General features: G+C 33.4%; 14 protein-coding genes. 5 read left to right on the top strand and 9 right to left on the bottom strand.

The window, feature by feature from the left end:
- Positions 1 to 14: 14 nt before the first annotated feature.
- The 4 genes from pth to aspS form a co-directional block, all read right to left on the bottom strand.
- Complete coding sequence (gene pth, locus P8K68_RS13325) at positions 15 to 641, bottom strand: aminoacyl-tRNA hydrolase (protein ID WP_300251907.1); 627 nt, start codon at positions 639 to 641, stop codon at positions 15 to 17.
- 172 nt (positions 642 to 813) lie between these two features.
- Positions 814 to 1,050 carry a hypothetical protein gene (locus tag P8K68_RS13330; RefSeq protein ID WP_300251910.1) on the bottom strand — a complete coding sequence of 79 codons (237 nt, stop codon included), beginning with the start codon at positions 1,048 to 1,050 and terminating at the stop codon, positions 814 to 816.
- 100 nt (positions 1,051 to 1,150) lie between these two features.
- A complete protein-coding gene (locus P8K68_RS13335; protein ID WP_300251913.1) occupies positions 1,151 to 2,935 on the bottom strand; it encodes a chloride channel protein in 1,785 nt (594 codons plus the stop codon).
- Between the two features lie 42 nt (positions 2,936 to 2,977).
- Positions 2,978 to 4,732, bottom strand: a complete 1,755-nt coding sequence (aspS, locus tag P8K68_RS13340) for an aspartate--tRNA ligase (RefSeq protein ID WP_300251915.1) — start codon at positions 4,730 to 4,732, stop codon at positions 2,978 to 2,980.
- Between the two features lie 245 nt (positions 4,733 to 4,977).
- Between aspS and P8K68_RS13345 the strand changes: the two genes are divergently transcribed.
- Positions 4,978 to 7,839 carry a TonB-dependent receptor gene (locus P8K68_RS13345; RefSeq protein WP_300251918.1) on the top strand — a complete coding sequence of 954 codons (2,862 nt, stop codon included), beginning with the start codon at positions 4,978 to 4,980 and terminating at the stop codon, positions 7,837 to 7,839.
- Between the two features lie 179 nt (positions 7,840 to 8,018).
- Here the strand turns inward: P8K68_RS13345 and P8K68_RS13350 are convergent, their stop codons facing one another.
- The 4 genes from P8K68_RS13350 to P8K68_RS13365 are packed head-to-tail and all read right to left on the bottom strand — an operon-like array spanning position 8,019 to position 14,687.
- Positions 8,019 to 11,525 (bottom strand): efflux RND transporter permease subunit, encoded by a 3,507-nt coding sequence (locus tag P8K68_RS13350; protein ID WP_300251921.1) that lies wholly within the window; start codon positions 11,523 to 11,525, stop codon positions 8,019 to 8,021.
- Between the two features lie 16 nt (positions 11,526 to 11,541).
- Positions 11,542 to 12,720, bottom strand: a complete 1,179-nt coding sequence (locus P8K68_RS13355) for an efflux RND transporter periplasmic adaptor subunit (protein WP_300251924.1) — start codon at positions 12,718 to 12,720, stop codon at positions 11,542 to 11,544.
- A 12-nt stretch (positions 12,721 to 12,732) separates the two neighbouring features.
- Positions 12,733 to 14,079, bottom strand: coding sequence for a TolC family protein (locus P8K68_RS13360; RefSeq protein ID WP_300251926.1), 1,347 nt, complete (start codon positions 14,077 to 14,079; stop codon positions 12,733 to 12,735).
- Between the two features lie 2 nt (positions 14,080 to 14,081).
- Entirely contained in the window at positions 14,082 to 14,687 is a 606-nt protein-coding gene (locus P8K68_RS13365) for a TetR/AcrR family transcriptional regulator (RefSeq protein WP_300251929.1), read from the bottom strand.
- A gap of 126 nt (positions 14,688 to 14,813) precedes the next feature.
- Here P8K68_RS13365 and P8K68_RS13370 point away from each other — a divergent pair, with 126 nt between their 5' ends.
- Positions 14,814 to 15,788, top strand: coding sequence for a polyprenyl synthetase family protein (locus tag P8K68_RS13370; RefSeq protein WP_300251941.1), 975 nt, complete (start codon positions 14,814 to 14,816; stop codon positions 15,786 to 15,788).
- A 38-nt stretch (positions 15,789 to 15,826) separates the two neighbouring features.
- Positions 15,827 to 16,177 (top strand): hypothetical protein, encoded by a 351-nt coding sequence (locus tag P8K68_RS13375; protein WP_300251930.1) that lies wholly within the window; start codon positions 15,827 to 15,829, stop codon positions 16,175 to 16,177.
- Between the two features lie 162 nt (positions 16,178 to 16,339).
- On the opposite strand, the gene P8K68_RS13380 is transcribed toward P8K68_RS13375, so the two are convergent.
- A complete protein-coding gene (locus P8K68_RS13380; protein WP_300251933.1) occupies positions 16,340 to 16,870 on the bottom strand; it encodes an alpha-ketoglutarate decarboxylase in 531 nt (176 codons plus the stop codon).
- Positions 16,871 to 17,024: 154 nt separating this feature from the next.
- Here P8K68_RS13380 and P8K68_RS13385 point away from each other — a divergent pair, with 154 nt between their 5' ends.
- Positions 17,025 to 19,769, top strand: a complete 2,745-nt coding sequence (locus tag P8K68_RS13385; RefSeq protein ID WP_300251935.1) for a 2-oxoglutarate dehydrogenase E1 component — start codon at positions 17,025 to 17,027, stop codon at positions 19,767 to 19,769.
- Positions 19,770 to 19,803: 34 nt separating this feature from the next.
- Positions 19,804 to 21,015, top strand: coding sequence for a 2-oxoglutarate dehydrogenase complex dihydrolipoyllysine-residue succinyltransferase (gene odhB, locus P8K68_RS13390; protein ID WP_300251937.1), 1,212 nt, complete (start codon positions 19,804 to 19,806; stop codon positions 21,013 to 21,015).
- Positions 21,016 to 21,589 lie beyond the last annotated feature (574 nt).

The following is a 21,589-nucleotide window of genomic DNA, read 5'->3' on the forward strand; positions in this document are numbered from 1 at the left end:
AAAGCACTTGTTTTTTACTTGCCATTAAATGTATTCATAGTATTGTTTATACCTGCCAATGCAAAAGATTTAATAATCTCTGTTGATTTTTCAAAACGCTCTTTTAATTGTTCTGTTTCCTCATCTGTCCATTCGCCTAAAACATAGTCTACTTGCCTACCTTTGCTAAAAGCATCACTTATACCAAACCTAAAACGGTTGTATTTAACCGTGTTTAATTTATCTTGGATATCTTTTAAACCATTATGCCCCCCATCACTTCCTTTCGTTTTTAAACGAATGCTTCCAAATGGTAAATTTAAATCGTCTGTAACAACTAATAAATTTTCTAAAGGGATTTTTTCTTTTGTTAACCAATACAAAACGGCTTTTCCGCTTAAATTCATATAAGTGTTTGGTTTTAATAAAATGAAAGTTCGTCCTTTTAATTTATAGGTAGTTATATCGCCTAGTTTCTGAGTTTCGAAGGTTAAATTTTCTTGTTTCGCAAAAGCGTCTAAGATTTTAAAACCAATATTATGACGGGTATTTTCGTACTTCTCGCCAATATTCCCTAACCCTACAATTAGATATTTTTTCATAGAATCCTGTTCTTCTATATAGTTTTTCTTTTTAAATACGTTTGACAAAAATTGCCACATGATATTTTTAATTTAAAGCTAAAGTACATTAAACATGCTAAAAAATTACTAATTTTTAATGGTATTGATATCTATCTTATAGCACGGTTAGAGATTGAAGGGTTTGTTTGATCCCGATGATAAACGGGAGAGTAGTAAAAGCCAAACCCCCTTTTTGGGTAACGCCCAAATATTAATATTTATTACGCTTTTGATTTTCCCGCATTTTGTCCAAATTTTCTTTGGTAAGCATATAATCCTTTACATCTTTACCTTTCCAGTGATGGTAAGAAAACAAAGGGAATAATATGAAAAATATAGCTACAACACCAAATCCGACCAGTTTTTGTGAATACGGAACATCTAAAGTAAATCCTAAAATAATACTTGTAAATGCGGCTATGGATACTATAAAGATTATGTATTTCATGTGTTTATGTCTATTGTTTTTTATAGGTAAAATGTAGGATTCATTTAATCATTCCTTTGGGTGTCAAGCTTTTGTTATGGATGTTTCATGATTTGAATTATTAGGTAAAGTTTAATAATTGCTGCCTGTACGCCGTTAGTAGTTTGGACCTTGATATGTAACCAAAATATTTACCGTCTTTAATTACGGGTAAATTCCAGGCGCCACTGGATTTAAATTTATCCATGATAACATTCATATTATCTTCGTCGTAGTTAATAATTCCAGCATCCGAGTGCATGAGGCTGGCGGCTGTTACTTTTTCATAAAGGTCTGTATCGAACATCATGTGTCTGATATCGTCCAAACGGATAACGCCTAAAAATTCACGCTTGTTATTTACCACAGGAAAGTGATTTCTGGAGGATTTAGCAACGGCATTTTTTAGAATATCACCCAGTTTCATTTCGGGTTTTAAAATGATGAAATTCGTTTCTATAACTTTATCAATATCTAAAACCATTAAGACGTTTTTGTCTTTATCATGTGTCATCAATTCACCACGTTGCGCCAGTTTTAAGGTGTATATAGAGTGTGAAATATAGTATTTTGTAATAGCGAATGAAATAGTTGACACTATCATTAAAGGGACAAAAAGCTCGTAACCACCTGTTATTTCTGCTATTAGGAAAATGGCGGTAAGTGGTGCGTGTAGTACACCAGCCATTAATCCTGTCATTCCGATTAACGTAAAATTAGACTCGGATACATGAAACCCCAAACCTATGTTATTAATAATTTTAGCAAAGGCATTACCTAAAACATTCCCCATAACTAACGTTGGAATAAAAACACCGCCAACACCGCCAGCTCCAAACGTAGTGGTCATGGCGATGGCTTTAAATATCCCGATGCCTAATAAGAGCCCTATGACTATCCAAATATTAGATAAATCTAGATTAAAAGGTATAGAGCCAATAGCTGATAGATGATCGCCCTTCAATAAGTTATTCATAATACCATAACCCTCACCATAAAGAGGTGGAATGAAGTATAGCATGGTGCCAATGGCTAAACCACCAATTAAAAGACGAATTGCTCTACTTTTAAATTGTTTAAAAAAGTTGGTGATACCAAAAAAAACTTTTGAAAAATATACGGATGCTAGTCCAGTAACAAGTGCCAAAAGTATATAAAATGCGATATCGTTTACTTCAAACTTATCAGTAAGTTCAAAACGTAATAAAACATCAGTTCCTAAAAACATGTAAGAGGTAACCACTGCCGAAACGGATGCCAATAAAAGTGGTACTAATGAGGTAAAGGCAATATCAAGACTGAAAATTTCGATAGCAAATACTATAGCTGCAATAGGTGCTTTAAACATAGATGCCATAGCGCCTGCTGCAGCACAACCTATTAAAAGCATACGTGTTTTAGTGTTCATATGAAATAATCGTGCAGCGTTTGACCCTAAAGCGGAACCTACGCTAACCGCAGGACCTTGTAATCCTACCGAACCACCAAAACCAGCGGTTAATGGTGCTGTTATTAAAGCGGCATAAATATTATACCTTGGAATGATACCTCCTAATTTTGAAATGGCATATAGTGTTGATGAAATACCATGACCAATATGTTTTTTTAACCAGACCTGTTTAATAACATAGACTAAAAACAAGCCTATCATTGGGAAAATAAAATACAATGAATTCTGGTAATTATTGAAAAAATCTAGTTCAAAAAGCAACCTGATATAATGGGTTAAGTTTTTAAGCAAAACTGTCCCTAAACCGGCTAAAAAGCCAACTAAAATACTAAGTATATATACAAACTGACGTTCGGAAATATGTTTATATTTCCAGATTAAAAATTTACGTAACAGTTTTTTAGTTTTAGAAGGCATGTATAAAACTAATAAAAAATCCCGCAATAGCGGGACTTAATTTTATGATTTTAAATTAAGTTTTAAACTTAATTCTGTTAATTGTTCATCATCTATGGGTGCGGGTGCATCTATCATGACATCGCGACCAGAGTTGTTTTTTGGGAATGCAATAAAATCTCTAATCGTTTCTTGTCCGCCTAAAATAGCAACCAATCTGTCTAATCCAAATGCTAAACCACCATGAGGTGGTGCACCATATTGAAAGGCATCCATTAAGAATCCGAATTGTGCTTTGGCTTCTTCAGGCGTAAAGCCTAAATAATCGAACATTAATGATTGGGTTTCTTTATCGTGAATTCTGATAGAACCTCCTCCAATTTCGTTTCCGTTCAACACTAAATCGTAGGCATTTGCCTTTACTTCACCTGGATTTGTTTTTAATAATTCTAATTGTCCTGGTTTTGGAGATGTAAACGGGTGATGCATAGCATGATAACGCTCAGTATCTTCATCCCATTCTAACAATGGAAAATCCATAACCCATAGTGGTGCAAATTCTTTCGGGTTTCTTAAGCCTAAACGTTCTGCTAATTCCATTCGTAAGGCACTTAATTGTGCACGTACTTTGTTTTTATGGCCTGAAAGTACACAAACCAAATCGCCAGCTTTTGCGCCTGTAATTTCTGCCCATTTAGCTAAATCAGCTTGATTATAAAATTTATCTACAGAAGATTTATAAGTGCCATCATCATTACAACGTGAGTAAACCATACCTAAAGCACCAACTTGCGGACGCTTTATCCAATCAATTAACTTATCAATTTCTTTTCTTGTGTAACTATTCCCTCCAGGAACTGCTATACCAACTACCAATTCAGCATTATTAAAAACACCAAAATCTTTGTGTTGCGCAACAGCATTTAATTCTCCAAACTGCATTCCAAAACGAATATCTGGTTTGTCGTTTCCGTACAAACGCATCGCATCGTCATATAATAAACGGGGGAACTTATCAACTTCAACACCGTTTACTTCTTTTAGTAAATGACGCGTTAAGCCTTCAAATGCATTTAAAATGTCTTCTTGCTCAATAAATGCCATTTCACAGTCTATTTGTGTAAATTCTGGCTGTCTATCGGCACGTAAATCTTCATCTCTAAAACATTTTACAATCTGGAAATATTTATCCATACCGCCTACCATAAGCAATTGCTTAAAGGTTTGAGGTGATTGTGGAAGTGCGTAAAACTGCCCCGCGTTCATTCTTGAAGGCACCACAAAATCTCGGGCACCTTCTGGCGTAGATTTAATCAAATAAGGCGTTTCTACTTCAATAAACCCTTCTTTAGAAAGATAATTACGAACCTCTTGCGTCACTTTATGTCTGAATATTAAACTTTCTTTTACTGGATTACGACGAATATCTAAATAACGATATTTCATTCTTATATCTTCACCGCCATCTGTTTTGTCTTCAATAGTAAAAGGAGGTAATAAAGCTTCATTCAAAACAGTTAATTCTGAAACTAAAATTTCTATTTCTCCTGTTGGAATTTTTGGGTTTTTTGAAGCACGTTCAATTACAGTTCCTTTAACTTGAATAACGAACTCACGTCCTAAATTCTGAGCTTGCATTATCAGGTCTTTTGATGTGCGTTCTTCATCAAATACTAATTGTGTTATTCCATAACGGTCGCGCAAATCAACCCAAACAATAAATCCTTTATCTCTAGATTTTTGAACCCAACCCGATAAAGTTACTTCTGTATTTATATTTGCAGCTCTTAACTCGCCACAATTATGACTTCTGTACATAGAAAAATTTTGATGTGCAAATTTAGTAAAATAGGACTGAGAATACATTTTTATCGTTGTTTTTTTAGCGACAAAGGGCGTATTATATTAGAGAACATGGATTATTTTGTTATTGATTTAGTTTTATTATATTCTTAAAATATTTATTAAATATTTATTAATTAAATATTTTATTAAGTATTTTTTTATTAAAATCTTAAATATATGCATATATTAGTGATGACTAATTCAAAATAATTAATATTATGAACAAATTATTAAATTTAAAAGCATTGATATTTCTATTGTTTATAGGGGTGTCAACAAGTTTAATGGGGCAAGAGGTCTCAGGTAATGTAACGGATAACTCTGGGGCCTTACCAGGGGTTTCAGTAGTTGTAAAAGGGACTACTGTAGGAACCTCCACAGATTTTGATGGAAACTATTCGATTAATGCTAATACCGGAGACGTTTTGGTGTTTTCTTATGTTGGTTACGAAACTCAAGAGAATGAAGTTTTAGGGAATACCATGAATGTGCTAATGCAGTCTGGTGTGGCATTAGAGCAAATTGTACTAATTGGGTCTAGAAACCCTGCCAGAACCGCTATAGATACCCCAGTTCCAGTTGATGTTATTAACGTTGCAGAATTAACTGCTGCAGGTCCGCAAGTAAATTTAAATCAGATTTTAAATTTTGTTGCGCCATCATTTACATCAAATACACAAACTATTTCAGATGGAACAGATCATATTGATCCAGCTTCATTACGTGGTTTAGGACCAGATCAAGTTTTAGTTTTAATCAATGGAAAAAGAAGACATAACTCGTCTTTAGTAAATGTAAACGGAACATTTGGTAGAGGTAGCGTTGGAACCGATTTAAACGCTATCCCATCAGGCGCCATTAAGCGATTAGAAGTTTTACGAGATGGTGCTGCTGCACAGTACGGGTCTGATGCTATAGCAGGTGTTATTAATATTGTTTTAAATGACAATGTTAATGAGCTTACCTTAAATATGACGACAGGAGCCCATTTTTCTGAAAACGCTAATAATCAAACTGGCGGTGTTGATGGTGAAACTGTAAATATTAGTGCAAATTATGGATTGGCATTAGGAGATCATGGTGGGTACATTAATTTTACTGGTGATTTTGATTTTAGAGAACATTATAGTAGAATGAAGGAATGGGAAGGTGATGTGTTTAATCTTTATAATACGGTTGAACGATTTGCAAGTAATGATGGTTATAATATAGCGGATTTAATAGATGATGACAACTTAGATGATGTGATCCAATATGGTAATGCTGCAGGTTTAGGATTAAGCCCTACAGCTACAAAAGCTGATTTACAAACAATTTTAGGGGCAGATAATACAACTGCTGAGTTAGCTGCAAGAGGATTAGAAAGAAGCGATTTTAACATGCGTGTTGGTCAATCTGAAGTGCGTGGTGGGCGCTTTTTTGCAAACATGTCTTTACCGGTTGATGATAAAGGAACAGAGCTTTATTCATTTGCTGGAATGAGTTCTAGAAAAGGAAATTCTGCTGGGTTTTATCGTTTGCCAAATCAAAGTAGAACCTATACACCAGCTTACATCAATGGCTTTTTACCAGAAATTAATTCTACAATTTCTGATAAATCTTTTGCTGTTGGTATAAAAGGGGTTGTAAATGGTTGGAATGTTGACTTAAGTAATACATGGGGGAAAAATGGCTTTTTATACACCATAGGTAACACCTTTAATGCGTCGCGTCAAAATGCATCTCCAACAACTTTTGATGCAGGAGGATTTAACTTTGCTCAGAATACCGTTAATTTAGATGTTAATCAGTTTTATAATGATATTATGAGCGGGCTAAATATTGCATTTGGAGCGGAATACCGTTTAGAAAATTATGAAATTATTGCAGGTGAAGAAGCGTCTTATGGACAATATACTCAAGAAGGAGAGTTAATTACATTGCCAACTCAAAGTCCTTCTGTTGATTTTTTTGGTCGAGGAAGACCAGGAGGTTCTCAAGTATTCCCAGGATTTAGTCCTGCTAATGAATTATCTAGAGATAGAAGTAGTATCGCTGGGTATTTTGATTTAGAGGCTGATTTTTCTGAAACGTTTTTAGCAAGTTTTGCAACTCGTTTTGAAAATTATTCGGATTTCGGATCGACTATTAATTTTAAATTAGCAACAAGATTAAAAGCTACCGATAATTTAAATTTAAGAGCTGCTTTAAATACGGGGTTTAGAGCGCCGTCTTTACATCAGTTGAATTTCAACTCAACATCAACCATATTCGAAGATGGTGTTCCAGTTGAAGTTGGAACCTTTTCTAATGATAGTAGGGCTGCAAAACTTTTAGGAATTCCACAATTAAAAGAAGAAACTTCTAAAAGTATAAGTATAGGATTTACCGCGAACATGCCTGATGCTAATGTAACAGTTACTATAGATGGGTATTGGGTAGGTATTGATGATAGAGTGGTTTATACTGGTCAATTTGCAGGCCCAGGAACAGGAACAGAACTAGATAATTTATTGTCTCAAGCTAATGCTTCTGCAGCATCATTTTTTGCAAATGCTATAGATACCGAATCAAGAGGTATTGATGCCGTTGTTACTTGGGACTTAGTTGTAGCAAATAAAGCGAAACTTAAAAACACGTTTTCTGCAACCTTTTCTAAAACCAAAAAAGTAGGAGATATTAAATCGTCTCAAGTTTTAAAAGATGCTGGTTTGGAGGGGACTTATTTTCCAGAAACGAGTAGAATTTATCTTGAAAAAGCAGTGCCACGTTCAAAAATTAATTTAACTCATAATTTAGCTTCTGGCAATTGGAATGTGTTCTTAAGAAATGTTTGGTTTGGTGAAGTCTCTGAGGCTACGGATAACGTTGCTAACCAACAAGTTTTTGGTTCAAAATTAGTTACTGATTTATCTTTTGGTTACAAAGCAACAGAAAGTTTAACATTTACTGTTGGAGCTAACAATTTACTAGACGTGTTTCCAGATAGAGCTATTGAAGCCAATAGAAGTGGAGGCCGTTTTGATTGGTCTAGACGTTCTCAACAATTTGGAATAGGCGGGCGTTTTCTTTTCGCAAGGGTAAGTTTTAAATTAAAATAATTAATACATTACTAGTCTTAATAAATCAAAAAACTCCAATATGTATTGGGGTTTTTTGATTTATTAAATAACAACTTTACTTGAGTTGTTTAAACATTTAGTCAGACTCACACTTGCAGGATAATGACAATTTTAATTGCATTCTCGTTTATAAATAGAGGACTTTATTTTTCAATATTTTAAGCTTCTTGAGCAATTAATTCTTTAGTATTTGATACTCTATCTTTATATAACCACATTTTAAATTTCGTTATAAGATAGAATAAGATAGGAACTACTATCAGTGTTAAAAAAGTAGCTATAAAAAGCCCGTAAATAACAGTCCATGCTAGTGGTCCCCAGAAAATTACATTATCACCTCCAACATAAATATTAGCATCAAATTCGCTAAATAATGTAAAGAAGTTAATGTTTAAACCCGTAGCCAAAGGAATTAATCCTAAAATGGTAGTAATTGCTGTTAATAATACAGGCCGTAAACGTGCTTTTCCACCTTTTACAATAGCTTCAACAAGATCGTTTTTATCTAAGTATTGATTTTCTTCTAAATCGTGTTCCACTTTTTTTCTGTCAATTAATAGTTGAGTATAATCCAAAAGCACTACGCCGTTATTTACCACAATACCAGCAAGTGATATGATTCCCATCATAGTCATCATAATAACAAACGCACTTCCTGTTGCAACAATACCTCCAAATACACCAATTAAACTCAAGAAAATGGCAAGCATAATAATCCCTGGTTTTGAAATTGAGTTAAATTGAAAAATTAAAATGAAGAAAATTAAACCCAACCCAGTAAAAAAGGCACCCATTAAAAAAGCCATTTGTTTGTTTTGTTCTTCAATTTGACCGGTATAATCAATTTTTACACCATCAGGTTTTTCAGTAAAACCTTGCATTTCATTTTGAACCATGGAAACAATAGCGCCAGCGTCAGTAAATCCTGGAGCCAAAGCAGAGTAAAGGGTTACTACTCGTTTTACATCTTTATGTTTTATAGCACTAAAGCCAGAGTTGTTAGATTGTTTAGCAACAGTAGAAACAGGGATTTCTTTTATCTGTCCTGAAGCCATATCTCTGAAGGTTATTTTCTGATTAAAAATAGCACTAGTATTGTATCGGTTTTCTTCATTAAAACGCACATAAATATCGTAATCTTCTCCATCTTCCTTATAGACACCTGCTTTTGCACCAAAAATAGAATTACGTAATTGTTGCCCAACTTGACCTGAAGTTATACCAAGTTCTCCAGCCTTTTTTCTATCAACAATAACTTGCATTGATGGTTTAGATTTGTTCACATCAATTTTCAATTCATCAATACCTTGGATATTCTTAGAATTAATGAAATCGCGCATGCTTTCGGCTGTGGCAATTAATTCACCGTAATCTTCACCTTCTAATTCAACATTTATTGGATATCCAGCAGGTGGTCCCGCTGCGTCTTTTTCAACAGAAATAGCAACACCAGGATAGATATCTTTTAAAGCTTCTTGTACTTTTTTAAGAAGACCTTGACTATCTGCACCCTTCCTGAATTTGTACTCTCGCATGCTTGCGGTTATTTTTCCACGATGTGGCATTTCGGCAGCAGAACCTCCATCAGTTTGTGGATTACCGGCTCCCTCTCCTACTTGAGAAACGGCACTTTCCGTTAAGAAATTATAATCCCCGCTCATATAAGCTTCATCATTTATAATTTTATAAACGCGTTGCTCAATATCTTTTGTGATGGCATTGGTTTTTTTGATGTCGGTACCTTCAGGATATTCTATATATACAATAATTTGATTGGGCTTATTTTCAGGAAAAAATTCAACTTTTGTACGCTGACTTCCAACCGATGCGCCAAAGCCCATAAAGGCTACAATAAGTAGTGCAAATGTGCCAATTGTTATTAATGCTGGTTTTTTTTCGCTAAGTGCATAACGAAGCGATTTTTCATAAGCGCGTTCCCATCGAGGTAATACATTATTTTGAAACGCGTTAGACCATTTTCTTAAAAATAATCGATAAGCCCAAAGTAAAATGACATTTACAATCATTAAGGTTCCTAAGCCTCTATAACTACCACCAAAAATAAAAATCAACAAACCTATTCCTCCAATAATAGCAGAGATTTTAATTATGTTTTTTAAAGGCATGTCTTTATCTTCTGTAGTCATAAATTGAGACACCATAACCGAGTTAAAGAAGATGGCCACAAAAAGTGAAGATCCTAAAACCACAGATAATGTGATGGGGAAATATTTCATAAATTGTCCCATAACACCAGGCCATAAACCTAATGGGATAAAAGCAGCTACCGTTGTTGCAGTAGATATAATTATAGGAAAAGCAATTTCTCCAATTCCTTTTTTTGCCGCTTCAACGCGACTCATACCTTCTTCAGACATTAAACGATACACGTTTTCAACTACTACAATACCATTATCAACCAACATACCTAGTCCCATAATTAATCCGAATAAGATCATGGTGTTCATAGTGTAGCCTAAGAGGTTTAATATCATTAAAGACATAAACATAGACATAGGGATTGCAAACCCAACAAACAGGGCGTTTTTAAACCCTAAGAAGAACATTAAAACCGTTACAACCAGAATAATACCGAAGATAATGTTGTTTACTAAATCGTCTACTTGACCAATAGTTTTTGAAGATTGATCGTTAGTGATCGTGACTTTTAAATCTGGCGGAAATTTATTTGCTATAGCATCTTTAACCATAACTTGTATCTGTTCTGCAGCAGCAACCATGTTTTTTCCAGCTCGTTTTTTTACATCAAGCATCACCACTGGCTCACCAAACTCTCTGGCGTATGTTGTTTTGTCTTCATCTTTGAATACGACTTTAGCAACATCTTTAAGATAAATAGGGTTGTTGTTTTCAGATTTTACAACAAAATTTTCTAATTCTTTAGGGTCGTCTATTTCACCTAAAATTCTTATGGTTCGTCGTTGCCCGCTAGAAATTAAATTACCCGCAGACATAGTCATATTTTCTCTACTTATGGTATTTATAATATCATCAAAACTAACCTGAGCAGCCATCATTTTATAAATATCTACTGCAACTTCAACTTCCTTTTCTTGGGCACCGCGAATATCTACTTGTTTAATTTCTTGAAGCCCTTCAATTTCATCTTCAAGATATTCACCATATTCTTTAAGTTTATCTATAGGGTAATCTCCAGAAATATTAATATTAAGAATTGGAATTTCTTCAGACATGCTTAAATCGAACACATTAGGTTCTACTTTAGCGCCATTAAAAGTTGGCCAGTCTTCACCAGAGGTTTCAGAATCTATTTCGTCTTTTACTTTTTGTTTGGCGGCTTCAACAGAAATACTTTCATCAAATTCAACGACCACAATGGAGTAATCTTCTTGCGATGTTGAGGTGATTTCAATAACATTACTAACCGTTTTAAGTTTATCTTCTATGGGGTCTGTAATGAGTTTTTCGATGTCTTCTGCAGTGTTTCCTGGGTATACAGAGCTAATATAAATTTTGGTTTCTTTAATCTCTGGAAAGTTTTCTCGAGGCATACTAAAATACGCACCTGCGCCAAGAAATAATATTAATGCAATCAACACATACATGGTTGTTTTGTTGTTGATGGCCCAAGAGGATAAACCAAACTCTTTATCTACTTCTTTTTTCTTTTTATCTTTTGTCATTAGTTTTGGTCTTTGTTTAGTTTGAAGTGTTTAGGTCTAAAATCTTCACATCTTGTCCATCCTTAACACTACGTGCGCCTTCATCAATAATTTCTTCACCATTTTTAATACCAGAAAGTACTTCAATGTAATCGCCTTGAGTTCTACCTGTTTCAATAAACTCGCGCTTTACTTTAGCTTTGTTTTCAATTTTGTCAGTGATGGTGTAAACATATTGTTGGCCTTCAGCATTTTCTGAAATAATACTTTGAGGAATTAAAATGGCATTTTTATTAGTATAATCATTGATTTTTAGTTTTGCTGTTAGGTTAGGCTTTATGGCTATATCCTTATTAGGAATTGCAATTTCTACCTTAAATGTTCGGTTTGCCGGATTGATAAAATTACCTGCTTGACGTACTTTAGCATCAATTTCTTTTCCTAAAACAGGAAAGTCTACTTTTACCTCTTTTCCTTCTATAATATCTGATACATAGCGTTCAGGAACGTCAGTTTCAATATACATATCATCAAGATTTACAATTCTAAATAATTGCGATTGTCCAGGAGCAACAACACTTCCTTGATCTGTTATAACATCGTCAATAGTTCCGTAAAATGGTGCACGAACTAACGTTTTACCAACTTGTTGTTGTAATTGTTTTGTAGCTTCTAGTTGACCTTCGTAAGCTGCTTTAGCTTGTAAATACTGAATTTCACTCCCTATTTTCTGATTCCACAAACGCTCTTGTCGTTCAAAAGTTGTTTTTGCTAAGTCGGATTGAATTTTTAATTGTGATAATTGCTGACTTAAACCACCATCGTCAATTTTGGCTAAAATTTGTCCTTTGCTAACCTTTTGTCCTTTTTTAACATAGACGCGAGACAATACACCAGAAAACTCTGGGTATATTACTAGGTTTTGTTTTGTGTTTACATTGCCTTGAAGTTCTACAAAGTGATTAAAAACACTTTCTTTAGCAGCAAAAGTGGTTATTAGAGGAACTTTTTCTTGAGGGTCTAAGTTTTTAATGGATTTTTCTAATTGTTTTAATTTGGATAAAATTTCTTGAGAAGAAACATCTAATTCGGCTTTCTTTTTCCTGATAAGTTCCAAATTATTTGTGGCAATAATGTCTTCAACAGATTTAGTCTTATCGCCTCCACAAGATGATAAAAGAAAGGTTACTAGTATTAGTGAATATATATATTTCATTTTTGATTGATTTTAGTTGTTAATAATGGTGTTAGAAATAGTTTCCAAAGCAGCTTTAGTATTAATAACATCTAGCATGGCTTGTAAAAATTCTTGTTGTGCACTGTATAATTGAATTTGTGCTTGTCTTAATTCAAAACTTGAAGCAATACCTTCAAAAAACTTGGTTTGGTTTTTCTTTTCGATACGCTCTGCAAGATTTAGGTTTTCTTTTTTATTATTATAATCTTCGATAGCAAATTGGTAATCACTTTTTGCAGATGCTATTTGAAGTTTTAAACGTTGTTCTGTTTCTGTGAGCTCGTCTTTAGATTTTTCTAAGTCTATCTTAGCGCGTTGTGTTCTAGCGCTTTTTAATCCAGAACCAAAAATGGGTACTTTTATACTTGCCCCAAAAATTCCGAAGCCATAATATTTTTGATCACTTTTTAGAAAATCAAAATCATTACTAAAAGAGGCATACCCACCAGTTAAAAACGTATTTATTGTTGGTAGAGCTCTACTTTGCTCAAGTTTTACTAAAAGCGCTTTTGATGTTTTATCGTTTTCAGCTATCAGATAATCAATGGTATTATTAATTTCGAATGTCTGACTTACTAAGGCTAAATCAATATTTTTAGCCGTAAGTGTTTCTAAATTATCGGTAAGCGACGTATTATAATCTATATCTAGACCTAGCGTTATATTGAGCATTTGGTAGGCCACTTTTTTTAACCTTATTGTATTACTTAAATTACTCAGTATACTAGAAAGTGTTATTTGTAACTGCTCTACACTCTCTTCTTCCTCTAAGCCATTTTCATAAATCTTGGTAGTCTCATCGAGGTTTTTTTGAAGAGTTGCTTTGTTTTTCTCTAATATATCTACACTTTCTTCAGCTAATAAAACATTGCCATAAGCGTTAATAACGGCTTTTCTAACTTCTAAATCGGTTTTTATTTTGGCGTTCTCAGATATTTCTAGAAATACTTTGGCAGATTGTAAACCAACAATGTAAGAACCATCAAATATTAATTGTGATAGTGTTGCTGAAGCATTTACACTTTGGTCTAAGCCAAATTCTACAGCATTAACTTCGCCTTCTGGACCACCAAAGGCACTAGCAGGAATAACTTGCACTTGCTGTTTTATAAAATTTTGATAGTCAATACTTCCATCAATTTGAGGAAGTCCTGTGGCAATAGTTTCCCATTTTTGTTTTTTTGCAGCTTCTATATCGCGCTCTGCGTTTTTTGAAGTTCTGTTGTTTTCTAAAGCATAATCTATAGCTTCTTGTAATGTAAAGCTTTGATTATTCTCTTGTGAAAACATAGAAACAGTAAGCAGTAAACTAAAATATATAATTAGTTTGTTCTTCATTTTTATGATTGATTAGATGTTATAAACTTATTTAATATTTGTAACCCTTTTTCGGTAACAATGGCTCTTAAGTGGTATTCTAAATAGCTTTCCATGAGATAATTCATTTCATAATGTTCTGGCGGGAAAAACATATTGTCTTTAATACCCGTCATTCCAGTAAAATACATTCTAGAAATAAAATCAACATCGATAGTACCTCTAAAAACGTCTGTTACTACACCATGTTCTAAACTTTCTTGAACAGATTTGTGCATTTTTTCAAATTGTTTATACTTAAGCTCATTATGAATTTTTGGATAGTATTTTTTGAGTTGATATTGAGGTGATGAGGTTTCATTTTTAAGATGTTGCATCACAAACATCTTTATTGAGTATAATTCTTCAATTGGGTTACTTGCATTTTCGCAGATATCATCAATACCGCAACAAATAGTGTCAAATAAGTTAAACGTTACTGCCTCAACAAGTTTAGTTTTGTTAGCAAAATGCACATAAATAGTTTTTTTAGATATCCCCATTTCATGAGCAATATCGTCCATGGTAACACTTTTAAACCCTAGTGTTAAAAATAATTCTGCCGATTTATGTATAATTTTTTCTCTCATAATTGGATGCAAATATAAGTTTGGAAACTTTAAAAACAAAAAAAGTTTCCTAGGTTTTAGTAATTTTTTAACATATCCTCTTTCATTGAAGTTTTTAATTATGATGAATTACACTATTTTTGCATGATGCTTTCAATAGAAAAATACCAAGACCAATTTATTTCTTATTTACAAGATTATTTAGTAATCAAAGAGCCTAAAAATCTTTACGAACCTATTGATTATATATTAGGTTTAGGTGGTAAACGTTTACGTCCTGTTTTAACTCTAATGACTGCTGATATTTTTAATGGCAACTATAAAAAGGCATTAAATGCAGCATTAAGTATTGAAGTGTTTCATAATTTCTCCCTAGTGCACGATGATATTATGGATGATGCGCCCTTAAGAAGAGGAAAAGCTACGGTTCATGAAAAATGGGATATTAATACAGGTATACTCTCAGGAGACGCTATGTTAATTATGGCATATCAGCTTTTCGAAAATTATGAGGCTGATATTTTTCAGTCTTTAGCAAAATTATTTAGTAAAACTGCACTAGAGGTTTGTGAAGGTCAGCAATATGATGTTGATTTTGAAACTAGAAATGATGTTACTATTCTAGAATATTTGAAAATGATCGAATATAAAACAGCAGTTTTAGTTGCGGCGGCTATGAAAATGGGTGCCATTGTTGCTGGTGCATCAAAAGAGGATCAAAATAATATTTATGAGTTTGGTAAAAATTTAGGTATTGCTTTTCAATTGCAAGATGATTATTTAGATGCTTTTGGCGACCCTAAAACTTTTGGAAAACAGGTTGGAGGTGATATTATCGAAAATAAAAAGACCTATTTATATTTAAAAGCATTGGAATTTTCAAATGAAACGGATAAAGTTGAAATAAGTCAATTATTTGCATCAGATCCTGAAGATGTTGCAACTAAAGTTGAATTGGCTAAACAGTTTTTTATGTCGTCTGGTTCAGCAGAAGCAACAAAGCAAGCTATTGAATATTATACGAATAAAGCCTATACAGTATTAAAATCTTTAAATATTTCAGAAGATAAAAAAGAACTGTTAAAAGCATTTGGAAATAGCTTAATGAATAGAACTGTTTAATTAATTTTTTCATTTCAGCTAAGGCAGAAATCTATCTTATGCAATTACCAAATACTTTTGAACGTTTAATTGAAGAAGCTAATCAGCTTGAATTATACAAAAAATTAATTTTTCAACTCAACAAAGACTTCCTGTTAGCTAATATCGATTTAGATTTTCATGAAGAAATCTTACCATCTAGTTTAAAACTTATACTTCACGAAACGGTTTATAAACTTATTCAAGAAAAGTTTATGGAATATTTGAATCTACTTTATATTATTGATGTCCCAGAAAAACAGGTCAAAGCTTTAGATGGCAGTGATACTTTAAAACTTTCTGAAGATGTTGCGTTTTTAATATTGAAACGCGAGTGGCAAAAAGTGTGGTTTAGAAATAAAAATTCTTAAGCTGTTGTACTTTTTTATTAACAAAGAAAACCTTACCTGAATAAAAAACTGTGCTTTAGGCGGATACATGCAAAAGGTAAAGTGCTGGTTAGCTTATGCGAGGTACGCATAAAGTCAAAAATAGCAACGGATAACGCGGTGGCAAGTCATTTATCAAAAAATTTAAAAGAAGAGCCTCACAAAAGGAGCCCACGGATCAGCATAGATACTTCTGTTATCATCATATAAAACATCATATCTAATGCCAAAAGTAACATTGCCACTTCGGTAGCCAGCGCCTAAATACAGAGCTGGTATCCAGTAATTTTCATCAGCAAAATTTGTATTAATATTATAGCGCCTGTTAACATTAAGTTGTTCAAACTCAGTAGATAGTTGTATCTCTCTAACAACATTATATAACCCAACTAAACTTCCTCCTAGAATAGTTGATTTGTAAACGCTTTTTTGGTTGTTAAATGTGGCGTTTAAGCCTAGACCTAGAGCGAAATTTTTATCAAATTCATAAATGGCGCTTGGAGCAATGGTAGCACTAAAAAAATCATTAGCAAAGTTTAATCCAAATCCGCCTCCATACCTTACATGATTCCAAAAATCACTTTTGGTTTCTTGAGTTGTAGCATTTTGAAAACTAAAAACGGTAAGAATTAAAAGGAAGACTGTTTTTTTATAAACTGACAAAAATATATTCATAATCATAAGAAATAGTAAAAAATTAACAGGTATTTTAATGTATTCATTAAAAGCATATAATTTGCTATAAATATAGTTAAAGAAACATCTAATTTTACTAAATGTTGTATTTTTGAAAAAATTTTGACTAAACTACAGGCTATTAAAAGTAACAATGGATAAATTTTCATTTTTAAATGCAGCACATACAGCATATTTTGCTGATTTATACGAGCAATATCTACAGAATCCAGATACCGTAGAGCCAAGTTGGAGAGCCTTTTTTCAAGGCTACGATTTTGGTAGCGAAAATTACGGTCTAGATGGTGAGATTATTGAAGGTGTTTCAACTCAAATACCAGAACAGGTTCAAAAAGAATTTCAAGTTGTAAAACTAATTGATGGCTATAGAATGCGTGGTCATTTGTTTACTAAAACAAACCCAGTTCGTGAGCGTCGAACTTATAGTCCTACTTTAGAAATCGAAAATTTCGGACTCAACGCAAACGATTTAGACACCTTTTTTAGTGCGGGTGAAATTTTAGGAATAGGCGTTAAAACCCTTCGTGAAATTATTGTTCACTTAGAAAAAATATATTGTGATTCGATTGGAATTGAATACATGTATTTGAGAAATCCCGAGGTAATAGCATGGTGGCAAAATCAACTAAATGAAAATAATAATCAACCAAATTTCTCGGTTGAAACTAAAAAATATATTCTTTCTAAATTAAACCAAGCGGTCACTTTTGAAAACTTTTTACAAACAAAATACGTTGGTCAAAAACGTTTTTCTTTAGAAGGAGGAGAATCTTTAATCCCAGCAATAAGTAATGTGCTTTTTTACGCCGTTGAAAAATACGGTGTAAAAGAATGTGTTTTGGGTATGGCGCATCGTGGACGTTTAAGCACCCTTGTAAATATTTTTAGAAAACCAGTAAATGAACTTTTTAGTGAGTTTGATGGAAAAGATTTTGAGGATGAAGGTATTGATGGTGATGTAAAATATCATTTAGGATTAACGCTAGACAAAACCTATCAAAACGGGAAGAATATAAAAATGAATTTAGTTCCTAATCCATCGCATCTGGAAACCGTTGCTCCAGTAGCAGAGGGTATTACACGTGCAAAAATTGATGACGATTACAATGGTGATAATTCTAAAATATTACCAATAATTGTTCATGGAGACGCAGCTATTGCAGGTCAAGGTGTGGCTTACGAAGTAGCACAGATGAGCCAGTTAAATGGTTATAAAACAGGTGGGACTGTTCATATTGTTGTAAATAATCAAATTGGTTTTACTACTAATTATTTGGACGCACGATCAAGTACGTATTGTACAGATGTTGCAAAAGTAACATTATCTCCGGTTTTACATGTAAATGCAGACGATGCTGAAGCTGTTGTTCATGCTGTAGAAATGGCTTTAGAGTACAGAATGCGCTTTAAAAAAGATGTTTATATTGATTTATTAGGTTATAGAAAATATGGACATAATGAAGGTGATGAACCTCGATTTACGCAACCTAAACTATATAAGGAAATATCAAAACATGCTAATCCGTTTAAAATTTATGCAGATAAGCTAATTGCTGAAAAGACTATTGATAAAGCATATTTGGATAAAATTATTTCAGATTTTAAAGATACTTTAGAAAAGGAGTACACAAAATCTAAAGCAGTTAAGTCATCTAAAGTTCGAGAATTTATGCAAGAACGTTGGACAGATTTTGAACGTCAAGGTTTAGATGCAATGCTTCAAACTACAGAAACATCTTATCCAAAAAATAAATTAGAGCAGATTTCTAAAGTAGTATCTACCGTTCCAGAAGGAGTTAAGTTTTTGCGCAAAGCGGAAAGAATACTTGATGGGCGCGCAAAAATGGTTTTTGAAGCCGATACGTTAGATTGGGGAATGGGTGAGACTCTAGCATATGGAAGTTTACTAGAAGAAGGTTTTAATGTGCGCATATCTGGGCAAGATGTAGAGCGTGGCACGTTTAGTCATAGACATGCTATTTTACGAGATGAAATTTCAGAAGAACGTATAAATCTTTTAAATACTAACCCAGAGAATAAAGGTGAAATGGATATTTATAATTCCTTTTTATCAGAATACGGCGTATTAGGATTTGATTATGGTTATGCCATGGCAAATCCAAATACATTAACTATTTGGGAAGCACAGTTTGGGGATTTTAGTAATGGCGCACAAATTATTTTTGATCAATATTTGTCGGCTGCAGAAGATAAATGGAAATCTCAAAACGGGATTGTTGTTTTGTTACCTCACGGTTATGAAGGACAAGGTTCGGAGCATTCATCTGCAAGAATAGAACGTTATTTACAGTTGTGTGGTAATGATAATATGATTGTTACAAATTGTACAACACCAGGAAACTTTTTTCACTTGTTACGTCGCCAAATGAAGCGTAACTTTAGAAAACCACTTATTGTTTTTACACCTAAAAGTTTATTGCGTCATCCAAAAGCAGTGTCCTCAATAAATGACTTAGCAACAGGCGAATTTCAAGAAGTTATTGACGATTCCATAAATCCAAAAAATGTAAAGAAACTAGTGTTCTGTACAGGGAAGTTTTATTACGATTTATTAGCAGAAAGAGAAGCGCTTAAGAGAGCAGATGTTGCTATTGTTAGGATAGAGCAGTTGTTTCCGCTTCATCTTGGGAAAATTCAAAGTATAATTGATAGATTTTCTAATGTTGAAAATTATGTTTGGGCTCAAGAAGAACCAAAAAATATGGGCGCATGGAGCCATATGTTGCAGCGAATGGATTTAGTTAAATTGGAAGTTTGTTCTAGACCATACAGTTCAGTGCCAGCACCAGGATCAAGTACAAGAGACAAAAGAAGACAAAGGCGTGTTATAGACACTGTTTTTGATACAGAAAAATAAAATAAAGAATTTAGATATATTAAAATTATAGAGAATGATTTTAGAAATGAAAGTGCCTTCACCAGGGGAGTCTATTACAGAGGTAGAAATAGCAACATGGTTAGTTGAAGACGGAGATTACATTGAAAAAGACCAAGCTATTGCTGAGGTAGATAGTGATAAAGCAACCCTAGAATTACCTGCTGAAGCTAGCGGGATAATAACGCTTAAAGCGGAAGAAGGTGATGCTGTAGAAGTTGGTGCAGTTGTATGTTTAATTGATACAAGTGCTGCTAAACCAGAAGGTGGTGATGCACCAAAAGAAGAAAAGAAAGAAGAAGCTCCAAAGGCAGAAACACCAAAAGTACCAGCTTCAGAAACTAAAACGTATGCAACTGGTAGTGCTAGTCCTGCTGCTAAAAAGATTTTAGCTGAAAAAGGAATAGATGCTGGTTCAGTTTCTGGATCAGGAAAAGATGGTAGAGTAACTAAAGATGATGCTGTAAAAGCAGTCCCTTCTATGGGAACCCCCTCAGGAGGAAGTAGAGGAACTTCAAGAAGTAAAATGTCTATGCTCCGTCGTAAAGTAGCAGAGCGCCTGGTTGAGGCAAAAAATACAACGGCAATGTTAACGACCTTTAATGAGGTTGATATGTCGCCAATTTTTGCATTACGTTCAGAGTATAAAGAAACCTTTAAAGGAAAACACGGCGTGAGTTTAGGGTTTATGAGTTTTTTCACTCTAGCCATTGTAAGAGCTTTAGAAATGTACCCAGCTGTTAATTCTATGATTGATGGTAAAGAAATGCTTTCTTATGATTTCTGTGATATCAGTATTGCTGTTTCAGGACCAAAAGGACTTATGGTACCTGTAATTAGAAATGCAGAAAACTTAAGTTTTAGAGGTGTTGAGTCTGAAGTTAAACGATTAGCTATTAGAGCCAGAGATGGTCAAATTACTGTTGATGAAATGACGGGAGGAACTTTTACAATAACCAATGGAGGTGTATTTGGTAGTATGTTATCTACACCTATAATTAACCCACCACAAAGCGCCATTTTAGGAATGCACAATATTGTTGAACGCCCAGTTGCTATTGATGGCAAGGTTGAAATAAGACCAATTATGTACGTCGCACTGTCTTATGACCATAGAATTATTGACGGTAAAGAAAGTGTTGGTTTTTTAGTAGCTGTTAAAGAAGCTTTGGAAAATCCAATTGAGTTATTGATGGATAATGATGTAAAAAGAGCTTTAGAGCTGTAATTTAAAATTAAAACGTTAAAAAAAAGGGTGTTACATAATTTATGTATTACCCTTTTTTTAAGTTTGGTATATCGGGTTTAAGACTAACTAGATAAAACACATAACAATATTTACAGTAATAACAATAACAACTATAACGCTCAATCCTACAATAAGATATTTATTCAGAAGATTATTTCGTTTTTCCATTTAATCTCTTAGTATTTGTTTATTTTAAAATCGACATTATTACCCTGAAGAGTTTCTAAAAAAATTTCTCTCAAAATAATTAATAGCACTGCAAATGTAGTATAAATATGAGAGAAAAAAAATACATGTTTGTAGGTTTTTTGAATTTTAATTGGTGATAAAAAATGTGAAAGCTCTAAATCAATACAATTTAGAGCTTTCAATAATTTTCCCTAAGAACTAATAAATAGCACGATAAAGATATATTATACCAATTATATTTTAAAACAAGCCTTAAAAGTTTCAGTATAGAATTCTGATTTGACTATATTCATAATATTTTGATTATTGATTTCATTTTGCACAGTTATGTGCAGCCATTTCTTTAGCGCTTGGATATTTACAA

This window comes from Algibacter sp. (assembly GCF_029245835.1).
Lineage (GTDB): Bacteria > Bacteroidota > Bacteroidia > Flavobacteriales > Flavobacteriaceae > Algibacter_B.

Bases quoted from the DNA above. Each gene is read 5' to 3' on its own strand.
- aspS (WP_300251915.1), bottom strand. From the start codon at position 4,732: ATGTACAGAAGTCATAATTGTGGCGAGTTAAGAGCTGCAAATATAAAT.
- P8K68_RS13335 (WP_300251913.1), bottom strand. From the start codon at position 2,935: ATGCCTTCTAAAACTAAAAAACTGTTACGTAAATTTTTAATCTGGAAA.
- P8K68_RS13385 (WP_300251935.1), top strand. From the start codon at position 17,025: ATGGATAAATTTTCATTTTTAAATGCAGCACATACAGCATATTTTGCT.
- P8K68_RS13360 (WP_300251926.1), bottom strand. From the start codon at position 14,079: ATGAAGAACAAACTAATTATATATTTTAGTTTACTGCTTACTGTTTCT.
- P8K68_RS13345 (WP_300251918.1), top strand. From the start codon at position 4,978: ATGAACAAATTATTAAATTTAAAAGCATTGATATTTCTATTGTTTATA.
- P8K68_RS13380 (WP_300251933.1), bottom strand. From the start codon at position 16,870: ATGAATATATTTTTGTCAGTTTATAAAAAAACAGTCTTCCTTTTAATT.
- P8K68_RS13365 (WP_300251929.1), bottom strand. From the start codon at position 14,687: ATGAGAGAAAAAATTATACATAAATCGGCAGAATTATTTTTAACACTA.
- P8K68_RS13355 (WP_300251924.1), bottom strand. From the start codon at position 12,720: ATGAAATATATATATTCACTAATACTAGTAACCTTTCTTTTATCATCT.
- P8K68_RS13375 (WP_300251930.1), top strand. From the start codon at position 15,827: ATGCAATTACCAAATACTTTTGAACGTTTAATTGAAGAAGCTAATCAG.
- P8K68_RS13330 (WP_300251910.1), bottom strand. From the start codon at position 1,050: ATGAAATACATAATCTTTATAGTATCCATAGCCGCATTTACAAGTATT.
- P8K68_RS13350 (WP_300251921.1), bottom strand. From the start codon at position 11,525: ATGACAAAAGATAAAAAGAAAAAAGAAGTAGATAAAGAGTTTGGTTTA.
- P8K68_RS13370 (WP_300251941.1), top strand. From the start codon at position 14,814: ATGCTTTCAATAGAAAAATACCAAGACCAATTTATTTCTTATTTACAA.
- odhB (WP_300251937.1), top strand. From the start codon at position 19,804: ATGATTTTAGAAATGAAAGTGCCTTCACCAGGGGAGTCTATTACAGAG.
- pth (WP_300251907.1), bottom strand. From the start codon at position 641: ATGTGGCAATTTTTGTCAAACGTATTTAAAAAGAAAAACTATATAGAA.